Source organism: Nocardia sp. CY41 (assembly GCF_009829325.1).
In the GTDB taxonomy this organism is placed as follows: Bacteria; Actinomycetota; Actinomycetes; order Mycobacteriales; family Mycobacteriaceae; genus Nocardia.
This window is the reverse complement of the sequence record NZ_VUOS01000018.1, coordinates 224538-248091: the sequence shown is the minus strand read 5'-3', so window position 1 is coordinate 248091 and position 23554 is coordinate 224538. Positions and strand designations below refer to the sequence as shown.

The window sequence follows — 23554 nt, the reverse complement described above, 5'->3', positions numbered from 1 at the left end:
GCGGTACAACAACTCGATGGCGTACGCGGCGAATGTGCTGAGTTGGTCGGCGGCGTATCGGACGGGGGGTTCGCCGACGCAGGTGCGGATCTCGCCGGATCTGGTGGCACCGGGCACGCTCTCGCCGGTGGGTCCTGGTTCGGAGATGACGGCGGTGACCACGGCGGCGCCTGCACCGGTCGAGTCGCCGCGCGTGCCCGCGCCGCAGCAGCAGCCGCCGACGCAGGTGATGATCACCATCCCGGGCCTTCCACCGATTCCGTGCGGAATCTTCTGCCCGCCGCCAGCGCCGGTGAATCCCTGTGTCGCCCAACCGGTTCCCGCGCCGATGCCACAACCGGGGCAGCCCGGCATCGCGCGCATACCGCTCGTGCCGGGCCAACCCTACGGCGCGGCGCCCTGGCAGCTACCGAATCCCGGCGCGAACAGCCCCGATGCGTCCGGCAATCCGGACAGCGGCGCCGCACCCGCCGACGCCCGAGTGGCCGAATGCGCGCAACCCGAGACGGACGCCGCCACCGGCCCGGTAACTGGCGCGCAGGAGCAGGAAGCCGAACCGCGCAAGCCCGAACCGCGTAACCCCGAACCAGCCGTCACCACACCGCCCGCGCCGGAACCCGAACCCGAACCGGTTCCCGATGCCGCGCCCGCGCCGACGCCGCCGCCCGGGATCACCCTGCCGTTCGGCATCGTCATCCCGCTCCCGGCCCCACCGCAACCGCCGCCTGCCGGCTGATCCCAGGGCGGCGGTCATCGGGGTCTCGCCTTCGGGCTGCTGCTTCGGTGCAGGGCGGGCCGAGGGTGGCGCAGGGACAGGCTGAACTGCGGGGTCTCGACGCCCATCGCAATATTTGCCGGAGTCGCGGCGTAGTCGAGGCAACAATCCGGGGGACCAACCGGGGCCGACGCAGCGTGGCCGCCACGGCGGAGCCCGGCACGACGGTGGCGGGTCCGGTCGCCCAGGGCCTACGACCCGGCCGACGAATGAACACCGCTCACTTCCCCGCGGACCCGAAGGCGGCACGGTCCCGGTGTCAGGGTCGTTCGCCGCCGTCCACACCGCGGTGTCGGCCGGGAAGCAGCACCCGATTCCGGGGCATCCGCGGCCGACCACAGAAGGTCTCCCAGTCCGCCCAGGCCGATCGCACCGTGAACTTCGCCGGTCGTTGCACGAAGGCGGTAAGTCATTTCGCCGAGATTGTTGTCGCATCCCGCGCGACGCTGCCTCGAAGCCGTATCCGGACCGCGGGAACAGACGTATTCTGATCGTTAGCTAACACGTGGCATCTACCAGCGGCGCCGAGGAGGCCAGGCACCTCTGAGCACGCCCGCACCTACCGGTCAGGGCTTGCCCTCGTGGTCTTCGACAGCGTCATCTCGTGCGGCGGGCGTTCGGCGAGCGTGTGGCCCGGATCCGAACCCGGACCGATCGTCGGCGGCCGCGGTGACGAATCCCGTCCGAGACCGGTCGAGCAGAGGTGATCTCATGAGGGCCACAGTCGGAATATCAGCTGAACAGGCCGTGGTGCGTGGCGTGATGCTCGCGTCGACGGCGCCACGGGGTACCCGGCCGGACGTGCTGCGGAACGTCGAACAGCCGGTCGAACACTCGACCGCCGCCGCGGTGGCCGCCGCGCTCGACGCGTTGACGCACGAAGCCGGGGCCGGTACCGAAATCGATGACGTAGCCGTGGCCTACCGGACGGTGGCCGAGCGGCGGGCAATTGTCTCGCAACTGTCATCGGTGTCGTGGCGATCATCGTCGCTCGTCTCGACGAAAACAGCGCTGCTGGCGCTGCTCCAGGACTTCCCGGACGTGGCGCGGTACGACACCCTGCTGGCGCTGGAGGTCGTCGGATACCACACGTCGTATCTCGTCACCGGCCCGGATCGCCACCAGATCCGCACCTCCGGCGCGTGGTCGTCCGGTGTCGTCGACGCCGATACCGCGGAGTCGGCGATCGACCGGATCCGGCCCGCGCTGGTGGCGGCCGAGCTGTCGCCGGATGCGGTGGTTCTCTGTGGCTGCTCGGCGGGAAACCCGGACGTCGTGGCCGCGGTGCGGCGCGGACTCGCCGCACCGGTCATCGTGGCGCCCGACCATGCCAACGCTGCCGCCTACGGCGCGGCCTTGGTCGCCGCGGCTCCGTTCCGGAGTACATCGGCGGCACCGGCGACGTCGGATCGCCGGCATCCCGGACGCGTCATTCTCGCCGGAGCGGCCGCGGCCGCAGTACTGGGCGGAGCGGCGATCGCGGTCGCACAAGCACGGGAGGGCCGACCGGCCGACGCCGAGGTCCGCGGTCCCGTGCAGGCGCCGATCTCCGCCGCCCAGCCCGTCGTCCCGAATCCGGCGGCGGCCCCACCTGCCGCCGCGGGCGAGCAAGCCCCGATCGCCGTTCTGCCCGGCCCAGCAGCCCCTCCCGAGCCGTATCCTGGACCGCCCGTGCCACCTGCGCCAGGGCCGTACCCCCTCGACGACCAGGCGCAAGCGCCGGCCGCGCAACCCCTGCCGCCTGCTCCGGTCCCACCGCAGGTCGAGCCGCAACCTTCACAGGAGCGGCACCGGCCGACCACCACCACATATTCGCCCGAACCGCCCGGCCCGTCGCCGACCACCGCCGCGGTCCCCGATGACACCTACCTCTTCCCCGGCGAATCTCCGCCGCCGCCGTGGAACGCCGACCCCGCGGCCGTCCAGGCGTGGTGGGACAACCACTGGAAACTGAAGGAGAGCTGGCTGCACGGCCGCTGACACCGGCTCGCAGCACGCGGCGAGTCCGCAGACCGGGTCCGGTATACCCGTGCCGCGCCGTCCGTGCATCCCGCCTGCGTCGGCGAGCATGTGGACGGCACGCCCCACAGGCGCCGCGCACGCCATCGCGGCCGACCACTCACCGGTGGCCCAGCCGTCGTCCTCGGAGGGCCACCAACCGATGTCGACGTGGTCATCCGCTGGTACGTATGGTCTTTCCGGCGCGGCGACCCGCGACGGGACGCGACGTTCGAGACCGACATCGACAACGACACCACTCGCCAGGACACCTGGCGCAGGCCGTCCGGATCCGGGCGGGTGCGTTGGACTACCCGGGCGCCGCTGTGAGCCGCGTTCGACGCCCGCCCGCGTTCGACGCCCAGCGCCCGTTGCGTGTCGGGCGACCGGTGTCGCGGCGGGATCCTCCCCGCGACGAGGACTCGTCGGGCATGTTGCACGCCGACTTCGCCCATGGCCGCACTGAGCCTATCGAGCGACGCCGCGCGGTGCGCGTCGTCGAGGTCGCGATGCGGCCCGGCAGTGACCGCTGCGACGGCCGGAGCCCCGCCGCCCCGGGCGGGTCGCTTGTTACCGTGGCTTATGACCAGCGAAGCCGTGCCGCGACGCCGCGAGTTGTTACGTGACTTCCTGCGCGCCAGGCGGGCGCGGCTGAGGCCGGAGGATGTCGGCATCCCGGCGACGGGCCGGCGGCGCACGCCTGGATTGCGACGGGAAGAGGTCGCCGTGCTGGCCGGGGTCGGAGTGTCCTGGTACACCTGGCTGGAGCAGGGGCGCGACATCACCGTCTCCGACGAGGTGCTCGATGCGATCGCCCGGGTCCTGTTGCTGAGCGAACCGGAACGGATCCATCTGTACCTGCTGGCAGGACTCAATCCGCCTCCGCTCGAGTGCGCGCCGGGCACAGCCGTCACGCCGGAGGTGCAGCAGTTGATCGACGCTTGGGACGGGCGGCCTGCGGTGCTGCGCGACCGGTACTGGAATGTGCTCACCTTCAACGACACCGCGCGGGTGGTGTTCGGCTACGGCGACGGCGAATACAATTGCCTGCTCACCTATTTCACCAATCCCCGCTATCGCGCGATGGACGAAGTATGGGCGGACAACGCCCCTGCCATCGTGGCCGCTTATCGGGCAAGCGCTGCCATTTGTCCTGGTGACACCGATTTCCGCAGGGTGGTCGACAGTCTCCGGTCGGTGAGCCCGGAATTCGCCGAACTCTGGGAGCGGCAGGAAGTCGGAGTGCCGGCGCAGGCGGTGAACGCGCTGCGTCATCCCGACCTCGGTGAATTGTTCTTCGACGCGACGACGCTGACGGTCGCAGACCATCCCGAATGGCAACTGGTGCTGTACAACCCGCGGCCGGGCACCGCGACCGCGCAGCGCCTGGAACGGTTGCATCGCTTGCGCGTCGCGTCGTCCGCCTGACGCCGCAGCGTGGTGGTGCCACACCCCCCATAAATGCGCACTGTTTGCTCCGGCGCAGCGTCGGCACGCTCGAGCCATGACGCACGACAGTTCCCGATACCACGGCAAGATCGCACTCGTCACCGGCGGCACCAGCGGCATGGGCCTGGCCACCGCGCACCGGCTCATCGCCGAAGGAGCGCGGGTGATCGTCACCGGGCGCGACAAGGCCCGGCTCGACGCGGCGGTCGACGAGCTCGGGGATCGGGCACTCGGAATTGCCGGTGATGCAGCCGATCTCACCGATCTCGGATCTTTGGCCACAACTATCCGCGACCGGTTCGGCCGGCTGGACGTGGTGTTCGCGAACGCGGGCATCGGCGCGTTCCAGACCCTTGATGCGGTCACCGAAGGCGAGTTCTACCGCGTCCTCGACACCAATCTCAAGGCCGCGTTCTTCACCATCCAGAAGACGCTGCCCCTCCTGCCGGACGGTGCGGCGATCGTCATCAACGCATCCTTCGCCGCGTACCGCGGCGCGCCCGCCGCGGCCCTCTATACCGCGAGCAAAGCCGCGGTGCAGAGTCTGGCCCGAACCTTCGCCGCCGATCTGACGGCCCGGCGCATCCGTGTCAACTCGGTGAGCCCTGGATACATCGATACCCCGGCCTTCCAGGCCGAAGCATCCGGGGAGGTCAAGTCCGCGATCGCCACCACGGTCGCCGCCGGCCGGGTCGGAACCCCGGAGGACGTCGCGGCGGCGGTCGCCTTCCTCGCATCAGACGAAGCGTCCTACATCAACGGGCAGGACATCCTCGTCGACGGCGGACTGATCTCGGTCATCCCGGCAGCGATGCTATAGCCGACTCGGCTCCACACTCGCTGTCCGATCCCGGTCGGAGCACACCGTATCCGTCCGGAGCCCGGTTCCCCGGCTGAACCCCGTGTAGGGCGCAGGTCGGCGGCAGAGCACGAAGTGGAACGGCTGACGGCCCGGCAACCGGTGCCGAGCCGTCGCGCTGCTTGTACGGCGATTTCGTGGGGCCCGGGCCCTGAAAGCGTCCTGACCAGCAGCATCAAGAATCGCGCAGTCCGGCTGCGGTCGTAGAATCACGAGGTGCGGCGCCTTGCAGTGACCGATGCTTCGCGTGTCGTGGTTCTCGGGTCCGGGTTCGCGGGTCTGTGGGCGGCGCTCGCGGCGGCCCGGCGGCTCGACGAACTCGGGGTGGCGGTCGGAACCGTGGACATCACGATGATCAGTGCCACGCCTTATCACGACATTCGCGTGCGCGACTACGAAGCCGATCTGAGCACATCCCGTATCCCCCTGAGCGCCCTTCTCGATCCGGCCGAAGTAGAGCACATGGTCGGCGAAGTGACGGCTATCGATACTGCGGCGCGGGTTGTGGAATCCACCGCGGGCGTTCACGGCTACGACCGGCTGGTGCTCGCGTTGGGCAGCCAGGTGGTCAGGCCCGATATCCCTGGCCTGCGAGAGTTCGGTTTCGACATCGACACCTATGACGCCGCGACCCGACTGCAAGCCCACCTGCGCCGGCTCGCCGAGGGCCCCGCCGACCCGGCGGCCGCGACAGTAGTCGTCGTCGGGGCGGGTTTGACGGGGATCGAGGAGGCGACTGAGCTGCCCGCGTTGCTCGCCGAGACCTTCGCCGCGCGTGCCGTCGCACCGCGGGTCGTCCTGATCGACCGCAACCCGTTCGTCGGCTCGGACATGGGCGTATCGGCGCGACCGGTCATCGAGGCGGCGCTGGCCTACGCCGGGGTCGAGACCAAGGTGGGCGTCGGGGTCGTCGCCATCGACGAGCGCGGCGTGACGCTCTCCTCGGGTGAAGTGGTGCCCGCCGCCACTGTCGTCTGGTGTGCCGGCATGCGGGCCAACCCGCTGACCGCGGATTTCGGGGTCGACCGCGACCGGCTGGGCCGACTCCCCGTCGACGATTATCTGCGGGTCCACGGTGTGCCCGGAGTATTCGCCGCCGGTGACGTCGCTGCCGCGAAAATGGACGAAGAGCACGTGTCGGTGATGTCCTGCCAGCACAGCCGCCCGATGGGACGATACGCGGGATACAACGTCATCGGCGATCTTCTGGATAAGCCGATGAAGCCGCTGCGGATCCCTTGGTACGTCACGGTTCTCGACCTCGGACCGGCAGGAGCGGTCTATACCGAGGGCTGGGACCGCCACGTGGTCGCGTCCGGTGAGCAGGCCAAAGATACCAAGCGCGCCATCAACACCCGGCGGATCTATCCTCCGCTGAACCGCGACCGCGACGCATTGCTGGCCGCCGCCGCACCCGAATTGCAGGCCGCGCCCGGGCACTAGTCGGCCCAGGAGCACCGCGCAGTAGGTTCAGGATAACCGGAAGCTGCGGGGCAGCGGTGGCAGCAAAGGGACGTTGCGCGCAGTCGAGACGTGCACGGTCTCGGTGTCCGCGAGCAAAACATCCACCACGTCGAAACGCGCGGCGCGACAGTGCGAATGACTTCTCTCCTATGGAGCGGCCGAAGCTGTATCCCGCGGCGAGGTCGGCCGGGCTCGCGTCGTCGTCGGGGGCGTGGTAGCGGCGATGCTTGGTTTTGCCCACTGCGAGTGGCGGTTTCGGCTGTTTGCCTTCGAGGCGGCTCTTGGCGCGGGCCTGGGTCATGCCTTCGCGGGTGCGCAGGTGGCCTCGGTCGGCTTCGAACTCGGCGACCAGTGGTACAAGGTATTGAATGGCGGCCAAGACCTCGATACTCTGGGCCGATGCTGGCTGAGTTCCTCCAAGGCATGGTGTCCGAAAGCAGGGGCCATGGTCACGTCGGGTGATCTGCCGGGCCTGGGTCTACCGCATATCGACGCGCACTCCGAATTAGGCGGCCTGGGCGCCGTCGAACTGCACCATCCCACCCAGGACATCGACCAAGACGGTCTGCTCGACAGCATGACCATCACCGGCGACGATGCGATGCAGGTGTGGACCGACGTCGATCACGACGGCTTCGCCGATCACGTCAAGGTGGTGGAGAAGGACGGCGACTATACCGCCTGGGAATTCCATCGTCACCCGGACGGAACCTCGGAGTGGATTCGGACGGATCAGGGTCGGCTGGGCACGTGAGCGGTGCCGCCTTCGGACAGTTGACGTTCGAGATCACCACCGTGGAACCACCCCATGAGAGCACAGCCAGCGCTCGGCGGCGGTCTTCGCGGGCGGGGGGTGCAGTCCACATTCACCGACACGACGACCCGGTGCCGGACCTCGTTGACCTGACGGAGTTGCGGCAGCCAGAATCATGACCTCGTGAGCCAACCGTCCACACTCTCGGCCCCGGAAATCACCACCGACCGTCTTCTGCTGCGCAAAGCGCACGATGGCGACCGCGAGGGCTTCATCGAGTTGCAGACCGATCCCCAGGTGCGAACATATCTCGGCGGTCCGCGGCCCCGCGCCGGTGTCGAGCAATATCTCGACGCAGTCGGCACCGCCAACGTCACAGCCAGCCCCGGCGTCTACGTCATCGCGGACAAGGAAACGAACCAGCTCATCGGAACACTGATGCTCACCCGCCGCCCTGCCGACCAACCTGGACACCTCACCGAAGGCGACGAAGAACTCGAACTCACTTACCTGTTGCGACGCCACGCCTGGGGCGCCGGACTGGCATTCGAAGCCGCAACGGCCACCCTGCGCACCGCCGCCGCCGAACTCCCGGACCAGCCGGTCCTGATCGTCACCCAGACAGCCAACCAGCGTTCACTAAGCCTCGCCACCCGCCTCGGGTTCCAGCCAGTCAGCACATTCGAAGCCCACGGCGCGCAGCAGACCCTCGCCACGACGCTCCTGCACGCGTTCAACACCTGATGATCCGCCACGGGTCCCGCACGAATCCGAGACACCGAGGCCCACCGAAACGCCCGGCCACCGGCCGGACCCGCCACGCCGAATCAACAACACGTTACCCACAGCGACGTCACTGCCCACCGGCACAGCGTCCCGTCGAAGTCGCCAACCACCGCCATAATCCGCCGATGGACCACGTCGGTATTCACCCGCCACCAGCCGCGTGCCTGGCGTAATCCCGGCAAGCCAGGCATCAGCGGAAGTAGCGGGCAGCTGTCGGTGCTTGGCCGTACGGCCGCCCCTCATCAAGGCCTGATCGGGCAGCAGGAAGGCGAGCGGAGCCGCGAAATGCGCAGTTCGGAAAGCCGGATCAGCGACACCATCGACGATCTGAAGCAGCTCGGGCACGTACCGGACACAGGGCGTGTCGAGGTAGCGGGGCGGCCTGCAGACGGTGTCGGCGGTCGGTGCGCGGTCGAGGATTGTCGTCGACGTTTCGTCGCGCTGTCTGTAAGCGTCGTCGACTGCTCTGAAACGGCGACGTGGGCCGGCTCCGCGGTGGCCGGAGCACCGTCATTCTTGTGGTCGGTTGACGGCGAGCCCGCTCAGGAGTGCACGTGCCAAGGCGGCAGCCTCGGCGCGGCCCTTCTCGATGTCGTCGGATTCGGCGATGGTCAGTGACATCTCGGTCAGGGCGCCGTAGAAGGCGCTCGCGAGGAGTTCCGGTGGATGGGGCTGGATCAGGCCGGCGTCCAGCAGGTCGCGGGCGCCCTCGAGTACCAGGCTGCTGAGGTGGCGCTGGTCCACTTCTCGCCAGCGGCGCCAGCCCAGCGCGATCGGGCCTTGGAGCAGCACGATGTGGCGGTACTCGGGCTCCGCGCAGATGTCGAGGAAAGCCCCGAGGCTGCGGTCGACGCGTTCGAAGGGGTCTGTCGCGGAGTCGATGGCAGCCCTGATGCGTTGTGCCGCGTGGTCTTCCAACTCTTCGACGACGGCTTCGAACAGTCCTTTCTTGCCGTCGAAGTGGTGGTACAGCGCGCCTCGGGTCAACCCGGCGGCGCGCACCAGCTCCTCGGCGGACAAGTCGGCGTATTCCCGCTCGGCGAACAGCCGGGCCGCGGTCTCGAGCAGCGTCCGGCGGGTGTTCTCGATGTGCCTGTCACGCAGCGAGTCCATACTGTACGTTTATCACATACACTATGTATGTCAGATGCATAGCGTACGACCGTAAGGATCGAGATGGGCAAATCCGTGGATGTCGTCATCGTCGGCGCGGGCATAGCGGGCCTTGTTGCTGCCCGCGACCTGGTGCGCACCGGCCATGAAGTCTTGGTGCTCGAAGCGCGTGACCGGGTGGGTGGGCGTCTGCTCAACGCCGAGTTGCCCGGTGGTGAGCCCATCGAGGTCGGCGGGCAGTGGGTCGGTCCGACGCAGCATGAAGCGATGGCGTTGATCAATGAGCTGGGTTTGAAGACTCATCCGACGCATACCGTCGGCCGCCACATCGCCGAACTCGGCGGATCTCGTTCGGAGTACGCCGGCCGGATTCCCCGGATGAACCCACTGGCCTTGGCCGACATCGCCCAGGCGCAATGGCGATTGGACCGCATCGGACGGCAGGTGTCGCGGACCGAGCCGTGGCGGGCGGATCGAGCCGAAGCGCTGGACTCGCAAACCTTCGACACCTGGCTGCGCCGCGCCACCCACACCGCGCAAGGGCGAGCGTTCTTCCGGGTGGTCACCGAGGCGGTGTTCTCCACCGGACCCGAGGACATGTCTGCGTTGTGGGCGAGCTTCTACCTCGGTGCGGGTGGTGGGCTCGATTCCATGATCGGTGTCAAGGGCGGAGCCCAGCAGGATCGGGTGGTCGGTGGCACCCAGGCGATCGCGCTGGCTCTCGCTGAGCAGCTCGGCGATCGGGTGGTTCTGACCAGTCCGGTAACGGAGGTGGACTGGGATGATGCCGGTGTCCGTGTCCGAAGCGGCGGGACCGTCGTGCGGGCGCGTCGCGCGGTGATCGCGGTGCCGCCGCCACTGGCCGCGCGTATCCGCTTCACCCCCGGCCTGCCGGGTGACCGCGACCAGCTCGTCCAGCGGATGCCGATGGGCCGGGTCATCAAGATCAACGTCGTCTACGACGAACCGTTCTGGCGAGCGGACGGGTGGAGCGGCCAGGCCAACAGCGACCATCGACCGCTGGGGACAGTGTTCGACAACACCCCACCCGCCGGATCACCCGGCGTGCTCGTCGGTTTCCTGGAAGGCCGCCACGCCGACGTCGGCTCACGATTGGCCCTGGCCGACCGACGCGCTCAGGTGATCGACGACCTCGTGGGCTACTTCGGTCCGCGCGCCCGTACAGCGATCGACTACATCGAAAAAGACTGGGCCGAAGAGGAATACAGCCGCGGCTGTTACGGCGCGTTCACCACACCGGGCACCCTCACCCGCTTCGGGCACGCCTTGCGCCCCGCGACCGGCCCGCTGCACTGGGCAGGCACCGAAACCGCCACCCGCTGGGCGGGTTACATCGACGGCGCCGCCGAATCCGGTCACCGCGTCGCCCGGGAGATCGGGCTCGCCGTGGTTCCGGCCGCGTCAACGAGCGATTCGGCATGACCGGCTGACAAGCCGTCTCGCCATATCGTGGATCGGGCACCCCGTCCGTAGAAGCTACGGAAATCAACGGCCTACCCTTGCAGTTCGCTGCGAGTCACGAATCTGGCCACGCCCGCTCCGGCGGCCACATGCATATGAAGATGCCTGTTGTGTTGCTCGTCGCCGAGAGTCGTCAGGACCTGGCTACCGCCGTGCTCATGCACGACCTGCTGAGCAACGGCCTGGACAACCTCCAATAGGCGCGCCCCCAAGACCGGATCCAGTTCCAGCAGGGATCGAACGTGCTTCTTCGGCACCACGATCACATGCTCGGCTCCGAAACCGGGATTCGGTGGCCGAAAGGCCAGAACCTGGTCCGTCTCGACCACGACATCCACCTCGACCAGCCGTGGAATCACTTCATCGCAATACCAATCGGGCTCCCGCACCCCCACGACTCTACGGACCCATCGCCCGAATACGGCCGAGATGAACCACGCGGCCGGCGCGACTACGTCACTTTTGACTGATACCGGCCGGCCTCCGGCCTGCCAGATGGCATCACCCGTTCTGCTGCAGAAAAAACGTCGTTACAACGCACCTGGAGTGGTAGCGTCGTCTCCAAATACGTTCCATTATCGACATTGCGTCTCGGCATAGCTCTGCACGGAATCAAGGCCGCATCGCAACGAGATTCGCTATATGCGGTCGGGGATAGGAGTCGAGTTCTTTCGAACATTCGGTCAGCGCCTCGCGCATGATCTCGATGCGGTTGCCGATCGGAAGGTCCATGAGGGCCGGAAGAAAGGTGACTCGCGATCCATGGCTATAAAATCCGTCCAGCGTGAAACGAAAAGCTGCGCTAGGTGTCATCGGTAGCGCCCAGGCCTCGACCTCGATATCAGTGAAGCCGGCGGCCAGCAGCTCCGACACTTCCCAATCTGTATCGGCGAACTGGTCGGATTCCTCTTCGTTTCGGTCACCGTGACGTATTCCGTGACGTGCTGCGATAGACTTCAAATGGTCGACGTAGACGTCGCCGAACTCATTGTATACCTTCCCTGCTATCCTTAGCGCCCCGAGATATTTGGTGAGGTTGAAGGCCCACTTTCCGCCCGGCTTCAAAATGCCGTGTACGGCGCGATGTAGTGAGCGCCTGTTGTGAAAGGTATAATAGTAGGTGAAGCTCGACAGAACGGCATCACAACCTGAGAATCCATTGCTGGCGGCGATCGAATGGACATCGGATGCCCGACCCGCGCGAAAGAAGATGGAGCACGGGTAGATTCTTTCGCGTGCTCGATCGAGCATCGCAACGCTTGGATCGACGGCTAATAAGTTTCCTGGGCGTCCTATCGCTCTCGCGATGATCTCGGCGGAGAAGCCACTGCCTGCGCCCACATCGACCACAGTGCTGCCTCGGCCGATTCCCGCAACCGTGACCAGTCGTTCCGCCGCAGCCGTGTAGACCTGCCCGTAGCTCTCATTGAGACGTTCGTACTGCGCCGGATAGGCAGCGGGGAGCGTCGACCAGTCGAATGCTCGAGCTCCAGATAGCGACATGTCTTCCCGTAACGTTGCAGGACCGGTTGAAATGCGTATACGGCCTACTTCAGTCGTCCGATTGCAAACTGGGCAAATCCTGTGACCAAGACAGCGAGTGCGAACGTGGTAAACCCGGTGAGCGCATCTGTCGCAAATGCCGCCGGGATTGCGACGACGGTGCCGCCGGCAATCGCGATGATCGGTTCGATCGTAGACGACCAGAGTCGGTAGGTGACGCAACCACTGATCGTCTGCCCTTGCCTCGGCTCCCAGCTCGTATACGAGTACACGGCGCGCCCATCTATCTCCGCTGTCCGCTCCAACGCATGCAGTGATGTTTCATTGCTGTCCACGCTCAGGCTCGCGCCTCTGGGAAAGCTCAATTTGGTCTCGAAGTAATCGGTGCGAGACACGAAGGTGTACGTCCACACAAACGTGTGCCTTCTCGAGAAGATGCCTCGACTTGTTGTGTCCACCGAATTTTCGAGAGAGTAACAGAAATTCAACTCGATGGTTTCGTCGACCATGCAGCTCGACAGATCGAATACGGCGGTCGTGCAAGCGACGGTGGTGGATATCTCTGTCTGCTCGATACGGTATGGTAATGGACTCGGCAGCACTCGAATGTCGAGCGCAAACGGAGGGCGCTGCGGTGGATGTGGTATACGCCAACGATATTCTGGCGGGTCTCCTCGCAGATCGCCCAGCCGGAGCAGTACTCGGATTTTCCTGGTCAGGTCCCCGGTATCCGATAGCTCGCTGTCGAAGACCACTGCGATCAGCCGATGTGGAGAGGCAATTGCATCTCCGAATGCGGTATCTTGTTCGCGCAGTTGACGATATATTGCGCGCTCATTGGCTTGTCGCCGTCGAGCGGGCCGTGAGTGCTCGGTACTCACCATCAGTTCCAACCCTACATAGGGACGAGCCACAGCTCGCATGATCGAGTCCGTCCGATCATAGGCCAGATAGTCGACGTCCATGACCCGATACACGATCTGGACCGATGACGATCGCTCGACACCACTATGCACATGGCAGGGTGCTGACCCGACGAAATTTGCCGAGGTGTCTCAGCTGCGAACCGTTCGTGTCGGTACGTCGGCCGATCGATCGCTAGCCGAGCTGACAGACGTTGCACAGGAGGTGATTCGGCCGAGGCGGGGACCTCACCGGCTCAGCGGGGGAAGCTCATGGAGTGACCGATTGGTTGGGATGGCCGATACCGATAGCGTGACACCAATCGAGTCACGTTGTTCCGGAGGAGTGCCAATGACCGCCAAACTGGATATCTGCGAGGGGAAGTGCCCCAACGGCCATCCCTATCTCAGGTTCGGCGACGGAGCCCCGCTGATTGCTTTGCCAGGATCGACTCCAGAGAACGGCAACCTGGACGGCGGGGCGCGCAAGTACATGATCAAGCCGTTCCTGCCGCTGGCCGCACATCGCACGGTCTACGTCTTCAATCGCCGTCCTGGAGTGCCCGCGGGCCTGACGATGACCGACATCGCAACCGACCTCGCCGAGGGACTCACCGGAGAATTCGACAGTGCAGTGGACGTGGTCGGCTATTCCACCGGCGGCTCGGTCGCCTTGCAACTCGCGCACGACCACCCCGCAGCCGTACGACGGCTTGTCCTCGCGAGCGCCGCGTATGCACTGAGCATGGAGGGACGCAATGCCATGCGACTGTTCGCCGAGCGCGCCGCCGCAGGCAAGCGGCCCGCAGTCGCGTGGGCGTCGATCGCGTCGACGTCACGTCTCGGCAGGAGGCTGATGGCTGGATTTCTCTGGATGATCGACCCGATGATGCGTCCTGCCGATGGTGACTACACCGACGCGATCCGTGTCATCGAAGCCGAGGACACGTTCGACTTGCGTGACCGGCTCGCCGGCATCGCCGCGCCCACCTTGGTGATCGGCGGCGACAAGGACCTCGCCTATCCCGTTGCCATGTTCCGTGACACCGCCGAAGGGCTCAGAGACGCCGAGCTGTTGGTCTATGCCGGGCGTGACCACAACAGCGCGATCGCCGACCGGCGGTTCGCCAAGGACGTCGTAGAGTTCCTCGAGTAGATAGCGCTGAGCGGGGTTTCAGCGACAGCGCGTCGGCCGGTCAGCCGGGACGGCCGAGTGTGGCGCAGTGTCGAGTCCAGTTCTGCATTCGGCAGCTTCAGAGCGCGGACTCGCGGTAGACGCTCAGCAGATTCGTCCGGTTCTCTCGCCAGATGTCGTACAACTCCTCGGCGTCGGCTTCCTCTACGAAGTCAGCTTCGGCCGAGGTCACCGGGAGCAGCGTGATGATCTGCAACGACGGCTGACCGTTGTCGTCGCGGTAGAGGTCGAACTCCCCACCGAAGAAGGGGCTCGGCGAAGTAAGGATGCCGTGCATCGCGGTGTCCGCGATGATCGGCTGATCGTTCTTGACGACGACCTGTTCGTATTCGAGGCCGCCGCCGCTGCTGATGGCCAGGCCGGCGACGGTGTCGACCAGGTAGCGCGCGATGCGTTCCTGGTCTTCCTGCAGTGAGCAGGTGAACTCCGCCGGCAGCATCGAGGTGATCTGCTGGAACCGTACGCCGTTCGTCGTCACCGTGGCGACACCAGGATCGGCGAGGTGGGCGTAGATCAGCGCGTATCCCCGGTTGGAACCGCTCACCTCAGGGCCTTCGACGTGTTTGATCCCGCCGAGCTTGCCCTCGATATGCTCGAGGAACCTGTCGTATCCCCCAGGCGAACTCATATCTCTCCGATCATGGGAACGTACACTGCGGGAGGTACCAGCCACTGGTCGAGGGTCACCGTCGATCTAATATTGCGCCGCGCCCATTGCTTCGAACCACTTGGCCATCGGCAGGGCATAGCAGTTGTCACAGCCCGCGCTGATTCGGTCGCACCTGGTGACCGCATTGCAGGTTACCCTCGATCCACTCGATACGGCGCTTACCGAGACCACCCAGCAGGCCTACGTCCCCGGTGTCGCCGCCCTGATCGAAAATGGCCCATGGACCTTCCTGGTCTGCTTCACCGCGCGGCTGATCTGGTTCCGGCAGGTGCGAGAAGCGATGCCGGCCGGTCGATGGCCGTTCGGTTCGCCGATCGTGCCTGGTGGGCGCGGCTGGAGGTCTTCGACATTGCAGCGCGACAGGCACTGGCCCGAAAAACGCAGCCTCGTCTTGCGGCGAGTAATAGGTGACGCCGGTGGCCTCGATGACCACGGTGCCGGTGCTGTTCATCGCGACTTCCCGCCTGGGTACACGTTCGTATAACCACCTTTCTTCTCTTGCACGTCCCAGTGCGGGCCGCTGTGCGCTGTCGAGCCTCGACCGGTTGGCACCCACACACGCCCATCCGCGTCGAGCCGGCCGGACCCCTTACCGTTCGGGTTGGGAACCCACTTGTCACCGTCTTTAAGTGGCACGAAGCCTTCCGCCTCGCCCGGACGGCCCGGGGCCTTCGGCCCATCAGGGTCTCCTCGACTGACCCCGACTGGCCCGGTCGAGCGCACCGCAGAGGACAAACGCGGCCTGACCCCGCTGTTCTGGTCGCACGTACTGCCCTACGGCGAGGTGAAGCTCAACATGAACTCCCGGCTCGCACTCAGCGGATAGGTGGTCACCACGCCAGGCCCCGATGGTGCTGCCGGACAGTGATTCCGCGATCTTTCGGTCCGGCAGCAGTCCTTCAAAGGAGACGTGCGCTTAGTTGGTGGCGCGTCGGCGCCGCGCCGCCCGCAACTCGGGGTCGAGACGTTCGCGCATGAAACCGTCGGCCCCTGGGCCGGCGAGGAAGGCGAGGTCGACGGCCGAGAGAGGGCGTCCGCTGTGCTGATCCACAAGGCCGGGCATGATCTCCTCCCCGGTGTCGCGATCGGTCAGGACCACGCTCGGCGCATCCGATCCCGTGTGTTTGCGGCCCCAGGCGTACAGGGCGACGAGGACCGGAGAAAGGTCTCGCCCCTTGTCGGTGATGACGTACTCGTAGCGGGGCGGGGACTGGCTGTAGCGCCTGCGTTCGAGCAGCCCGGATTCGACCAGAGTGCGCAATCTCCTGGTCAGCATATTCGGGGCGATGCCGAGGTTGCGTTCGAACTCGTCGAATCTGGTGAACCCGTCCAGCGCATCGCGCACGATCAGCAGCGTCCACCAGTCGCCGACATACTCCAGAGCGCCCGCAATCGGGCACCCCATCGCCTGGAAACTCGTTCGCCGCACCTGCTGATCCTTTCGCCATCCACAGTGACCCTACAGTAACTTGCATAATAGTAGTTACTGGTTCTAGCGTGGGCGTCGCAGCCGGACCACGAGCTGCCACATCTCACCCTGGTGAACGACCGGAAGGCGCACTTGTGACTTTCTCCTCCGACAGCCCCCGAACCACCACGCTGGTCATCGGTGCGGGCGGACGACACGGCGGCACCGGCTCACATGTCGTGCGGCGTCTTCGTGAACATGACCACGCGGTCCGCGTGCTGGTACGCACTGATGACGGACGCGCACAACACCTTCGCGCTCTCGGCGCGCAAATCGTCGTGGGCGATCTGCTGGATCGCCGGACGCTGGATGCGGCCGTGCGGGACGTGGACACCGTGTATTTCACCTATCCGGTCGCTCCCGGCATCGTGCAGGCCGCCGCCAATCTGGCCTCCGCGATCCGGCACGCCGAGACCATGCCGCGACTGGTCGTGATGTCCATGGCGGTCTCGGCCCCCGACAACCCCAGTGGGCTGGGACGCGCGCAATGGGCCGCCGAGCAGGTGCTGTCCTGGGCGGGACTGGAACCGACGATCTTGCGGATCAAGGCTCTGTTCTACGAGAACATCGTGCTGTTGCACGCCGGATCCATCCGCGAGACCCGCAGCTTCGCCAACAGTTTCGGCGATGGTGCGGTGCCGTGGATCAGCGGTCTCGATGCCGCCGATCTCGCCGTGGCCGCGCTGACCGACCCAGTCCGATACCCTCGCGGCACCACGCTCTACCCGCAGGGGGCGGCCGTGCACAGCCACGCCGAGATCGCCGCCCTCATCGAAGCCGAAACGGGAACACCGGTCCGATACACCTCCATCCCTGCCGGTCGATGGCAGCGCGAACTGGAAGCCCTCGCACACAACGGCACCGAACCGTCCGTCAATCCAGCGATGGCGCAGCACATTTCGGCCATAGGTGCGGTGTTCTCCCAGCTGCCATCGGCCCCGCCGGTCGATACCACCGCACTCACCGAGGCCATCGGCCGTTCGCCGCAGACGTTCGCCGAGTTCCTCCGCGAACACGGTCACCAATTCGTTGCGGCCCCCGGTCGTTGATCCACGGATCCGGGCGTGTGCGCGCTGAGAGCTAGCAGCCCCGTGATTTGCCGCGGCGAGAGCACGAATCCTGATGGATCGGTGAGGCAGTGGTAGGACCACCATCCTGAAATGCCGATGGGCGGATGTCAAAAGGTGAACTTTGCGACGGCTTGCGCGGTGACCGGCGTGAAGAGGTTGATCAGGTTGCCGTCGGGATCGCGGAACAGCAACGACCGGTTCCCCCACGGCATCGTCGTGGGCTCGTTGACGAAATCCTCGACCACGTCTCGCAACCGCCGGTAATCGGCATCGACATCGGGGACCAGGAATTCGATGATCGCTGTGTGGTTGTCGGCTGGGCGCGCGCTGCCCGCAGCGAACAGCGCCACGGTGCGGGTTCTTCCGATCGCGAGGGTGCCGGCCGGTGTGACGATTTCAGCGAAATCCGTTGTAGCCCAGGTTGCTTCGACACCGGTCACGTGCTGATAGAAGCTGACCAACCGCTGGATGTCATCGGTGATCAGGCGGATCGAGACGAGCTTCATTATGTGCTCCTGCTGTCGGATGAGGCGGAAGTTCCACCGCCGCATGCCACGGTAGAGTCGATACGGGACAGTTTCCGCCCGGTATAGATGCGAGAATTTCGGAGATGACGCGCCCCACCGCCCGAGTGCTGGCCCTGCTCGAGCTGTTGCAGGCCGGCGGTACCCATACCGTCGGTGAACTGGCCGGACGGCTCGGCGTCGATGAACGCACCGTCAGGCGATACGTCACGCATCTCACCGACCTGGATATCCCCGTCCGATCGGTTCGGGGCCGCTACGGGGGATACCAGCTCGCCCCTGGGTACCGAATGCCGCCGCTGATGCTGACCGACGACGAGGCGGTGGCGGTGTTACTCGGACTCCTCACCAACCGCGGCGCCGACCGATCGACAGCTTCCGCCCGCGCAGCCGACAGCGCGACGGCCAAACTCCGCCGCGTCGTGCCCACCCGCCTGACGGCCCGGCTGGACGCACTGATCAACACCGTCGAGTTCACCGCCGACGCTTGCCCGGAAGTCACTGTCGAGACCACCGTCCTGCTCCGCCTCGCCGAGGCCACCCGCGAGCACCGACCGGTCGCGATCGACTACACCGACCGAAACGGGCGGCCCAGCGAGCGGACCGTGCACCCCTATGGGCTCGTCGACCACTCCGGCCGGTGGTACCTGACAGGGCAGGACAGCAACAGCGACGAACTACGCCAGTTCCGGGTGGACCGCATCACCGCGGTGACCACACTGCCCGGAACATTCACTCCGCCCACCGGATTCGAGCCGGCAGCTCACCTGCTGTCCGCACTTGCCACGGCGCCCTACCGGCACGAGGTATCGATTCGAGTGCAGGGCACGCTCAGCCAGGTCCGCCCGCTGCTCCCCGCGACGATCGCGACCATGCACGAGATCGACTCACCGCCGGCCGACACCCGCCCGTGGGTCCGGGTCCGAATCCGGGCCGAACAACTCGACTGGATTCCCCCGGTCCTCGCCGGCCTGAATCGTCCGTTCGTCATCGAACACCCCGACACCCTCAAAGACGCCGTACGCGCCCTGGCCTGCCGACTCACCGCGGCCGCCGACGGCCGATACCCAACCCATAGGTAGCCCCACCCCGCCACACAGCCCGAACACTCGGTTGATGCCGCGATCCGCGTGGGACTGGCGTCATTGGCCCACCTAGTGAATGGCGGAGGTCTGCAGGGGCATCGTTGTGCACGAGTACTTCAGCTGACATCGATGTCGCTTGACTTTCGAGATTCCACAGAATGATACCGACGTGGCCTTCGACCGTTCCGCTGTTCCAGGGGGGAGGACGCCGACGTGGGCTCCGCGCTGGGCCGGTCTTTCACCGAACGCGGCATCACCGTGCTCACCAACTCGACGGGCGAAGCCATCGCGCGGACCAACGCGCTGTGGTGACCGTCGGCGGAAGCATGCCCGGGAACTCGACGCGGACGTGGTGCTCGTCGGCGTGGGACGGCGACCCAACACCGCCGCACTCGGCCTTGACGTCGCCGGAATCGATTCCGACGCAGGTTGATTCATTCCTGTCGACGAGCAACTGCGCACCAGCGTCGAGCATGTCTACGTTTCTGTATTCATGGAGCTGACCGCGGCAATTGTGGATGGTGATATCGGCGCAGTCACCCGAAGTCGACGGGCGGGGGATGACGCCGCTGTTGGCCTGCGTGGCAAGGTGGGCCGTCCCCCGCAACTCTCGCAAACGGGCGGCTCGGCCCGTGGAGCCGTCGATCACCACCAGCGGGCCGCTGGCCGACAAGCCGCCGCGCAAATCGACGGTCGCAGCCCCGCCTGCGAGGCCGCCGAGTCAACCCGCCGTGCGTGCCTGAGCAGAAGTAGCGGCTTCCGCCGCCTCCTGGAAGTCGATGATGGCGCCGCCGTAATCCCTCGCCCAGTTGGTCAGGACCTCGATCGGCTCGACGAGGGTTTTGCCGAGGTCAGTGAGGCTGTACTCGACTCGCCGGGGCGCTTCGGCATGACGTTCGACCAGACCGTACCGCTGGAGTCGGCGCAGCGTCTGGGTGAGGACCTTGCGCGAGATACCGCCGATGAGGTCGACGAGCTCACCGTGCCTGCGAGGCTGATGGCTGAGCCCGAAGAGCACGAGCACAGTCCATTTGTCGGAGATGATCTCGACCGCCAGGCGCGTGGGGCAGTCGGCCAGGAAAGCAGGTCCAGCCGCGTTCTGCATGAAAATCAAAGGTACCAGGAGGTAACCCACGACTCCGTAACGTCATCCGCGAGCAACGAAATCAGCACTGGATGCGGAGGAGTCACCATGCCACGAGTCGTCGTGTTCAACGAGTTCGGCGGGCCGGATGTCATGCAGATCATCGAGGAACCGGTCGTCGAGCCCGCAGTCGGCGAGGTACGGGTCAGGATCGAAGCGTTTGCCGTCAACCCGCTCGACCAGATGATGCGTTCCGGCACCTCGCCCGCAACCGTCCCCCTGCCACACGCTCGCCTCGGCGTTGAAGGAACCGGCGTCGTTGATGCGTTGGGCCCCGAGATCACCGGGCTGAAGGTCGGAGATCCGGTCATCCTCACGGCCATTCCGGACGCTGGCGTCAGGGGCAGCTACGCCGAATACACCACAGTTCCCGCGAGCCGGGTCCTCGCCCGGCCTGCCGGGCTCGCAATCACGGAGGCGGCGGCGATCTGGGTCGCGTACTCCACCGCCTACGGCGCGCTCGTCGAGAAGGCGAGGTTGCGGCCCGGCGACCACGTCCTGATCACTGCCGCGTCCGGCGGCGTCGGCCGCGCGGCGATGCAGATCGCCAATCAGATCGGCGCCGTGCCCATCGCCATCACTCGGCACACTGCGAACACCGACGACCTGCTCGCCGCCGGCGCCGCCGCGGTCATCGCCACCGACGGCGTGGACGTCGTCGAAGCCGTCCGCCGCCACACCGGCGGGACCGGCGCGGACATCGTCCTCGACGTTGTCATGGGCCCCGGCCAGCAGGACCTCCTGAAGGCGGTCCGCCCCGGCGGAACACTGGTTGCCGCAGGCTTTCTGGACTCTCGGCCCACACCCTTCCCGACAAGCGCGCCGCTCACGATCTTCAGCTACCGAAGCTTCGAGCACACCCTCGACACCGTCGTGGTGAAGCGCATGGCGGCCTTCCTCAACGCCGGTGTACGCCTCGGCGCACTGCGGCCCGCCATCGACAAGGTATTCGCCCTCGACGACGTCGTCGAGGCGCACCGCCACCTCGAGAAAGGGCTCCACGCCGGCAAGAAGATAGTCACGGTCTAGCAGCGGACCAGAAGGGATCGGCTGACAGGTGGCTGGTGCTGTCCTGATCAGTGCTGGGGTGAGTGCGGCCATGGCCGCGCAGACGGGACGGGTTCGAGGCCGGGTGCTGCGACGGGCGGGGTCTACCGGGACCGACCAGGCAGAAAACAGGTCGTCGACATCGGGCTGCCTGGAGAATAGCCTCACTTTCCGGGGCGGTCGGTGTCCGTGGCCATGACAGAGTCGCCGCTGGTGGCCGGTGGCAGGTCGCCGTTGGCGGCCAGGTAGGAGTTCCCCATGTTGGTCGGGATTCCCATGTTCTCTGGTTCAGCGGTGTGTGGTGAGCATTCGGGGCGGTACTGCTGTGGAATGGGTGCGGTAGAACTCGAGGTGGGCTCGGGCCGTTCGGTCCCAGCTGAACAGGGCGGCGAGGGCTTTGCCGTGCTCGGTGCGGCAAGGGTCGGGAACCAATGCTCGCGCGAGTTCTGCGGCCAGCTCGGCGGGAGTGGCCGCGTAGCTGATGGCCTCGCCGAATACCTCGCGCAGCACCGGGAGATCGCGTGCTACGACTGGGACTCCGGCGGCTAGGGCTTCCATGGCCGCGAGCCCGAATCCCTCTTTGGTGGAGAAGAACGGGAGGAGGGTCGATGCCGCCACGAGTGCGGGGAGTTCGGTGTGTGGGACGGTGCCGAGGATGGTGGGTCGGATGTCGAGTTCGGTTGCGCGAGCATTGAACTGGATCCGGTAGTCGCGGTAGTCGAAGAGTGTTTCGCCGCCTGCGAAGACGAGGTGCAGGTCTGGATGATCGTGCCGTAGCAGGGCGAACGCCTCGAGCAGGTCGATGCTGCCTTTGCGGGGTTCGATGCCGCCGACGGCCACGATGTACCGGCCGAGTCGGCGTCGCCAGGCGACGCGGGCATCCGTGGCGTCGGGAGAGTCATCTGCGGCGGCCGCGAAGCGGTCGTATTCGACGCCATTGGGAATCACGGTGGGGCGCAGAGCCCAAACGGCCTCAACCTCGGCCGCGACGGCGGCCGACACGCAGATGTGTGCGTAAGGCTCGACGATGGCGCGTTCATGGCAGCGGGCGAGTTCGGGGGTGGTGAAGTTGTCGAGGTGGTGGATGGTGCGGATGCGGCAGTCGACGGCGTTGGCGCTGATGCAGTCCTGTGCGTGCACGATGTCGTATTCCTCGGGAGTGAACGCCTGCCGCAGTACGTCTATGGAGCGCATGATTCGCGTCCCGACCTGTTCGCCGTCGGCACTGGTGAAGGGAACGACGCGAACTGTCACGGAGGAATCCACGGGGCGGAAGAAGGCGGCATCCCCGCCACGTCCGAGCGTCCATACGGTGACATCCGCGCCGAGCCGGGCGAGCGACTCGGCGAGATTGAGCGTATGCACGACACCTCCACGGGGTTTGGTGGAGTACGTGAGAAGTGCGATCCGCATCAGTAGCCGCTCTTTTCGGTCATCAAGTTGTGGTAGGCGTCGACACGGCGTTCGTCCAGGTGCCGCAGGACGCGCCGGGCTCGCTCGACCTCGGCATCGATGTCGAGGTCCGCCACCGCTAGGCCGCCCTTGGACCAGGTTTTGGCGAGGATGTCACCGCCGGGGCCGACCACTTTGGCTTGGCCGAGGAAACGCAGGTTGCCGGTGATTCCGGTTTGATTGGACGATGCGAGAACAACCTGGTTCTCGGCGGCGCGGGCCTGGTCGTACAGGTCGAAGAGGCGGGATTGCCGATCGTTGGGCATCCGGGAGGCGCGATCGGTGACGCTGGCGGGCCAGGCCGACAGCGCCGCGATGGTGCGGGCACCGTCGAGAGCGAGAGCTCGCGCGGATTCCGGGAACGTCTTGTCGTAGTCGATGAGCATGCCGATCCGGCCGACCGGGGTATCAAATGCCGCGAAGCGATCTCCGGCCGCATACGCGAGGTGTTCGCCGGCCGGCTGGTGTACTTTGCGGTGGCGGCCGAGCACCCCGTCGCCGGTGAGGCACACTGCGGCGTTGTAGCGGGCACCGTCTGCATGTTCGGCATAGCCGACGCAGATCGTCATATCCCCGGCCAACCGGCACAACAGCCGGAACTCGGGTCCATCGGGGTCGATGGCCTCAGGCCCGGCGGCTGGATCCGGGTTGCGGAGGTCTCCGATGTAGCCGCCGAGGCTCGCATCTGGTAGCACAAGTAGGTCGACGCCGTCCTGGGTGAGCCGGTCGATGATACCGGCGATCTTGTCCAGAGCGCGGGCGATGTCTGCGCCGAAATGTGCTGCGACAGCCGCTATTCGGGTGACGGTCATGG

26 protein-coding genes and 2 pseudogenes are annotated in these 23554 nt (G+C 66.2%); 13 read left to right on the top strand and 15 right to left on the bottom strand.

Annotation, left to right across the window (positions count from 1 at the left end; translation table 11 throughout):
- Positions 1 to 240: hypothetical protein (locus GVY64_RS37930; RefSeq protein WP_236567021.1), on the bottom strand; the 240-nt coding region annotated here is incomplete at its 3' end.
- Between the two features lie 88 nt (positions 241 to 328).
- Between GVY64_RS37930 and GVY64_RS37925 the strand changes: the two genes are divergently transcribed.
- The 6 genes from GVY64_RS37925 (at position 329) to GVY64_RS20730 (ending at position 6524) form a co-directional block, all read left to right on the top strand.
- Positions 329 to 736 carry a hypothetical protein gene (locus GVY64_RS37925; RefSeq protein ID WP_236567020.1) on the top strand — a complete coding sequence of 136 codons (408 nt, stop codon included), beginning with the start codon at positions 329 to 331 and terminating at the stop codon, positions 734 to 736.
- A 750-nt stretch (positions 737 to 1486) separates the two neighbouring features.
- Positions 1487 to 2755, top strand: a complete 1269-nt coding sequence (locus GVY64_RS20750; RefSeq protein WP_159843899.1) for a hypothetical protein — start codon at positions 1487 to 1489, stop codon at positions 2753 to 2755.
- Between the two features lie 189 nt (positions 2756 to 2944).
- Positions 2945 to 3103, top strand: coding sequence for a hypothetical protein (locus tag GVY64_RS20745; RefSeq protein ID WP_159843897.1), 159 nt, complete (start codon positions 2945 to 2947; stop codon positions 3101 to 3103).
- Positions 3104 to 3355: 252 nt separating this feature from the next.
- On the top strand, positions 3356 to 4201 hold the full coding sequence (locus GVY64_RS20740) for a helix-turn-helix transcriptional regulator (RefSeq protein ID WP_159843895.1): 846 nt from the start codon (positions 3356 to 3358) through the stop codon (positions 4199 to 4201).
- 76 nt (positions 4202 to 4277) lie between these two features.
- Positions 4278 to 5042, top strand: a complete 765-nt coding sequence (locus tag GVY64_RS20735; RefSeq protein ID WP_159843893.1) for a glucose 1-dehydrogenase — start codon at positions 4278 to 4280, stop codon at positions 5040 to 5042.
- Between the two features lie 270 nt (positions 5043 to 5312).
- Complete coding sequence (locus GVY64_RS20730; RefSeq protein WP_159843955.1) at positions 5313 to 6524, top strand: NAD(P)/FAD-dependent oxidoreductase; 1212 nt, start codon at positions 5313 to 5315, stop codon at positions 6522 to 6524.
- 274 nt (positions 6525 to 6798) lie between these two features.
- Here GVY64_RS20730 and GVY64_RS37920 read toward each other — a convergent pair.
- Positions 6799 to 6894: pseudogene (locus tag GVY64_RS37920) on the bottom strand (recombinase family protein); the annotation flags it as partial.
- 96 nt (positions 6895 to 6990) lie between these two features.
- Between GVY64_RS37920 and GVY64_RS20725 the strand changes: the two are divergent.
- Complete coding sequence (locus GVY64_RS20725; RefSeq protein WP_159843953.1) at positions 6991 to 7299, top strand: DUF6802 family protein; 309 nt, start codon at positions 6991 to 6993, stop codon at positions 7297 to 7299.
- A gap of 183 nt (positions 7300 to 7482) precedes the next feature.
- The gene (locus tag GVY64_RS20720; protein ID WP_159843891.1) at positions 7483 to 8043 is read left to right on the top strand and encodes a GNAT family N-acetyltransferase; all 561 of its coding nucleotides are present in this window, start codon (positions 7483 to 7485) and stop codon (positions 8041 to 8043) included.
- A gap of 552 nt (positions 8044 to 8595) precedes the next feature.
- Here GVY64_RS20720 and GVY64_RS20715 read toward each other — a convergent pair.
- Positions 8596 to 9198: a TetR/AcrR family transcriptional regulator gene (locus GVY64_RS20715; protein WP_159843888.1), complete on the bottom strand. Its 603-nt coding sequence runs from the start codon at positions 9196 to 9198 to the stop codon at positions 8596 to 8598.
- A 63-nt stretch (positions 9199 to 9261) separates the two neighbouring features.
- Between GVY64_RS20715 and GVY64_RS20710 the strand changes: the two genes are divergently transcribed.
- Positions 9262 to 10641 (top strand): flavin monoamine oxidase family protein, encoded by a 1380-nt coding sequence (locus GVY64_RS20710; RefSeq protein ID WP_159843886.1) that lies wholly within the window; start codon positions 9262 to 9264, stop codon positions 10639 to 10641.
- 71 nt (positions 10642 to 10712) lie between these two features.
- Here the strand turns inward: GVY64_RS20710 and GVY64_RS20705 are convergent, their stop codons facing one another.
- The 3 genes from GVY64_RS20705 to GVY64_RS20695 form a co-directional block, all read right to left on the bottom strand.
- The gene (locus tag GVY64_RS20705; RefSeq protein WP_159843884.1) at positions 10713 to 11069 is read right to left on the bottom strand and encodes an HIT domain-containing protein; all 357 of its coding nucleotides are present in this window, start codon (positions 11067 to 11069) and stop codon (positions 10713 to 10715) included.
- A gap of 223 nt (positions 11070 to 11292) precedes the next feature.
- Positions 11293 to 12183, bottom strand: coding sequence for a class I SAM-dependent methyltransferase (locus GVY64_RS20700; protein ID WP_159843882.1), 891 nt, complete (start codon positions 12181 to 12183; stop codon positions 11293 to 11295).
- A gap of 44 nt (positions 12184 to 12227) precedes the next feature.
- On the bottom strand, positions 12228 to 13148 hold the full coding sequence (locus tag GVY64_RS20695) for a hypothetical protein (protein WP_159843880.1): 921 nt from the start codon (positions 13146 to 13148) through the stop codon (positions 12228 to 12230).
- 289 nt (positions 13149 to 13437) lie between these two features.
- Between GVY64_RS20695 and GVY64_RS20690 the strand changes: the two genes are divergently transcribed.
- The gene (locus tag GVY64_RS20690) at positions 13438 to 14241 is read left to right on the top strand and encodes an alpha/beta fold hydrolase (RefSeq protein ID WP_159843878.1); all 804 of its coding nucleotides are present in this window, start codon (positions 13438 to 13440) and stop codon (positions 14239 to 14241) included.
- A 97-nt stretch (positions 14242 to 14338) separates the two neighbouring features.
- Here the strand turns inward: GVY64_RS20690 and GVY64_RS20685 are convergent, their stop codons facing one another.
- From GVY64_RS20685 to GVY64_RS20670, 5 genes and pseudogenes are all read right to left on the bottom strand, one after another.
- The gene (locus GVY64_RS20685) at positions 14339 to 14908 is read right to left on the bottom strand and encodes a suppressor of fused domain protein (protein WP_159843876.1); all 570 of its coding nucleotides are present in this window, start codon (positions 14906 to 14908) and stop codon (positions 14339 to 14341) included.
- 66 nt (positions 14909 to 14974) lie between these two features.
- On the bottom strand, positions 14975 to 15052 hold the full coding sequence (locus tag GVY64_RS38900; RefSeq protein WP_328820985.1) for a hypothetical protein: 78 nt from the start codon (positions 15050 to 15052) through the stop codon (positions 14975 to 14977).
- Entirely contained in the window at positions 15036 to 15401 is a 366-nt protein-coding gene (locus GVY64_RS38895; RefSeq protein ID WP_328820983.1) for a hypothetical protein, read from the bottom strand. Before GVY64_RS38895 ends, GVY64_RS38900 begins: the two co-directional genes overlap by 17 nt.
- Positions 15398 to 15637 (bottom strand): annotated as a pseudogene (locus GVY64_RS20675) (polymorphic toxin type 37 domain-containing protein); the annotation flags it as partial. The gene GVY64_RS38895 and the pseudogene GVY64_RS20675, both read right to left, overlap by 4 nt.
- A 229-nt stretch (positions 15638 to 15866) precedes the next feature.
- Positions 15867 to 16379 (bottom strand): winged helix-turn-helix transcriptional regulator, encoded by a 513-nt coding sequence (locus GVY64_RS20670; protein WP_201298084.1) that lies wholly within the window; start codon positions 16377 to 16379, stop codon positions 15867 to 15869.
- A 134-nt stretch (positions 16380 to 16513) separates the two neighbouring features.
- Between GVY64_RS20670 and GVY64_RS20665 the strand changes: the two genes are divergently transcribed.
- Positions 16514 to 17467, top strand: a complete 954-nt coding sequence (locus GVY64_RS20665; protein ID WP_159843870.1) for an NmrA family NAD(P)-binding protein — start codon at positions 16514 to 16516, stop codon at positions 17465 to 17467.
- 128 nt (positions 17468 to 17595) lie between these two features.
- On the opposite strand, the gene GVY64_RS20660 is transcribed toward GVY64_RS20665, so the two are convergent.
- Positions 17596 to 17994, bottom strand: coding sequence for a VOC family protein (locus GVY64_RS20660; RefSeq protein WP_159843867.1), 399 nt, complete (start codon positions 17992 to 17994; stop codon positions 17596 to 17598).
- Between the two features lie 104 nt (positions 17995 to 18098).
- Between GVY64_RS20660 and GVY64_RS20655 the strand changes: the two genes are divergently transcribed.
- Positions 18099 to 19094 (top strand): helix-turn-helix transcriptional regulator, encoded by a 996-nt coding sequence (locus tag GVY64_RS20655; protein WP_159843865.1) that lies wholly within the window; start codon positions 18099 to 18101, stop codon positions 19092 to 19094.
- Between the two features lie 724 nt (positions 19095 to 19818).
- On the opposite strand, the gene GVY64_RS20650 is transcribed toward GVY64_RS20655, so the two are convergent.
- Positions 19819 to 20202, bottom strand: a complete 384-nt coding sequence (locus GVY64_RS20650; protein ID WP_159843863.1) for a winged helix-turn-helix transcriptional regulator — start codon at positions 20200 to 20202, stop codon at positions 19819 to 19821.
- Between the two features lie 102 nt (positions 20203 to 20304).
- On the opposite strand from GVY64_RS20650, the gene GVY64_RS20645 reads away from it, so the two are divergent.
- Positions 20305 to 21270: a zinc-dependent alcohol dehydrogenase family protein gene (locus GVY64_RS20645; RefSeq protein WP_328820982.1), complete on the top strand. Its 966-nt coding sequence runs from the start codon at positions 20305 to 20307 to the stop codon at positions 21268 to 21270.
- 306 nt (positions 21271 to 21576) lie between these two features.
- Here the strand turns inward: GVY64_RS20645 and GVY64_RS20640 are convergent, their stop codons facing one another.
- Both GVY64_RS20640 and GVY64_RS20635 read right to left on the bottom strand, forming a co-directional pair.
- On the bottom strand, positions 21577 to 22701 hold the full coding sequence (locus GVY64_RS20640; RefSeq protein ID WP_159843859.1) for an MSMEG_0565 family glycosyltransferase: 1125 nt from the start codon (positions 22699 to 22701) through the stop codon (positions 21577 to 21579).
- A complete protein-coding gene (locus GVY64_RS20635) occupies positions 22701 to 23552 on the bottom strand; it encodes a carbon-nitrogen hydrolase family protein (RefSeq protein ID WP_159843857.1) in 852 nt (283 codons plus the stop codon). The genes GVY64_RS20640 and GVY64_RS20635 overlap by 1 nt, the downstream gene beginning before the upstream one ends.
- Positions 23553 to 23554 lie beyond the last annotated feature (2 nt).

Coding starts and splice junctions, on each gene's coding strand:
- GVY64_RS37925 (WP_236567020.1), top strand. CDS start 329: ATGCCACAACCGGGGCAGCCCGGCATCGCGCGCATACCGCTCGTGCCG.
- GVY64_RS20750 (WP_159843899.1), top strand. CDS start 1,487: ATGAGGGCCACAGTCGGAATATCAGCTGAACAGGCCGTGGTGCGTGGC.
- GVY64_RS20740 (WP_159843895.1), top strand. CDS start 3,356: ATGACCAGCGAAGCCGTGCCGCGACGCCGCGAGTTGTTACGTGACTTC.
- GVY64_RS20735 (WP_159843893.1), top strand. CDS start 4,278: ATGACGCACGACAGTTCCCGATACCACGGCAAGATCGCACTCGTCACC.
- GVY64_RS20725 (WP_159843953.1), top strand. CDS start 6,991: ATGGTCACGTCGGGTGATCTGCCGGGCCTGGGTCTACCGCATATCGAC.
- GVY64_RS20715 (WP_159843888.1), bottom strand. CDS start 9,198: ATGGACTCGCTGCGTGACAGGCACATCGAGAACACCCGCCGGACGCTG.
- GVY64_RS20710 (WP_159843886.1), top strand. CDS start 9,262: ATGGGCAAATCCGTGGATGTCGTCATCGTCGGCGCGGGCATAGCGGGC.
- GVY64_RS20700 (WP_159843882.1), bottom strand. CDS start 12,183: ATGTCGCTATCTGGAGCTCGAGCATTCGACTGGTCGACGCTCCCCGCT.
- GVY64_RS20695 (WP_159843880.1), bottom strand. CDS start 13,148: ATGGACGTCGACTATCTGGCCTATGATCGGACGGACTCGATCATGCGA.
- GVY64_RS20690 (WP_159843878.1), top strand. CDS start 13,438: ATGACCGCCAAACTGGATATCTGCGAGGGGAAGTGCCCCAACGGCCAT.
- GVY64_RS20685 (WP_159843876.1), bottom strand. CDS start 14,908: ATGAGTTCGCCTGGGGGATACGACAGGTTCCTCGAGCATATCGAGGGC.
- GVY64_RS38895 (WP_328820983.1), bottom strand. CDS start 15,401: ATGAACAGCACCGGCACCGTGGTCATCGAGGCCACCGGCGTCACCTAT.
- GVY64_RS20660 (WP_159843867.1), bottom strand. CDS start 17,994: ATGAAGCTCGTCTCGATCCGCCTGATCACCGATGACATCCAGCGGTTG.
- GVY64_RS20655 (WP_159843865.1), top strand. CDS start 18,099: ATGACGCGCCCCACCGCCCGAGTGCTGGCCCTGCTCGAGCTGTTGCAG.
- GVY64_RS20650 (WP_159843863.1), bottom strand. CDS start 20,202: ATGCAGAACGCGGCTGGACCTGCTTTCCTGGCCGACTGCCCCACGCGC.
- GVY64_RS20640 (WP_159843859.1), bottom strand. CDS start 22,701: ATGCGGATCGCACTTCTCACGTACTCCACCAAACCCCGTGGAGGTGTC.
- GVY64_RS20635 (WP_159843857.1), bottom strand. CDS start 23,552: ATGACCGTCACCCGAATAGCGGCTGTCGCAGCACATTTCGGCGCAGAC.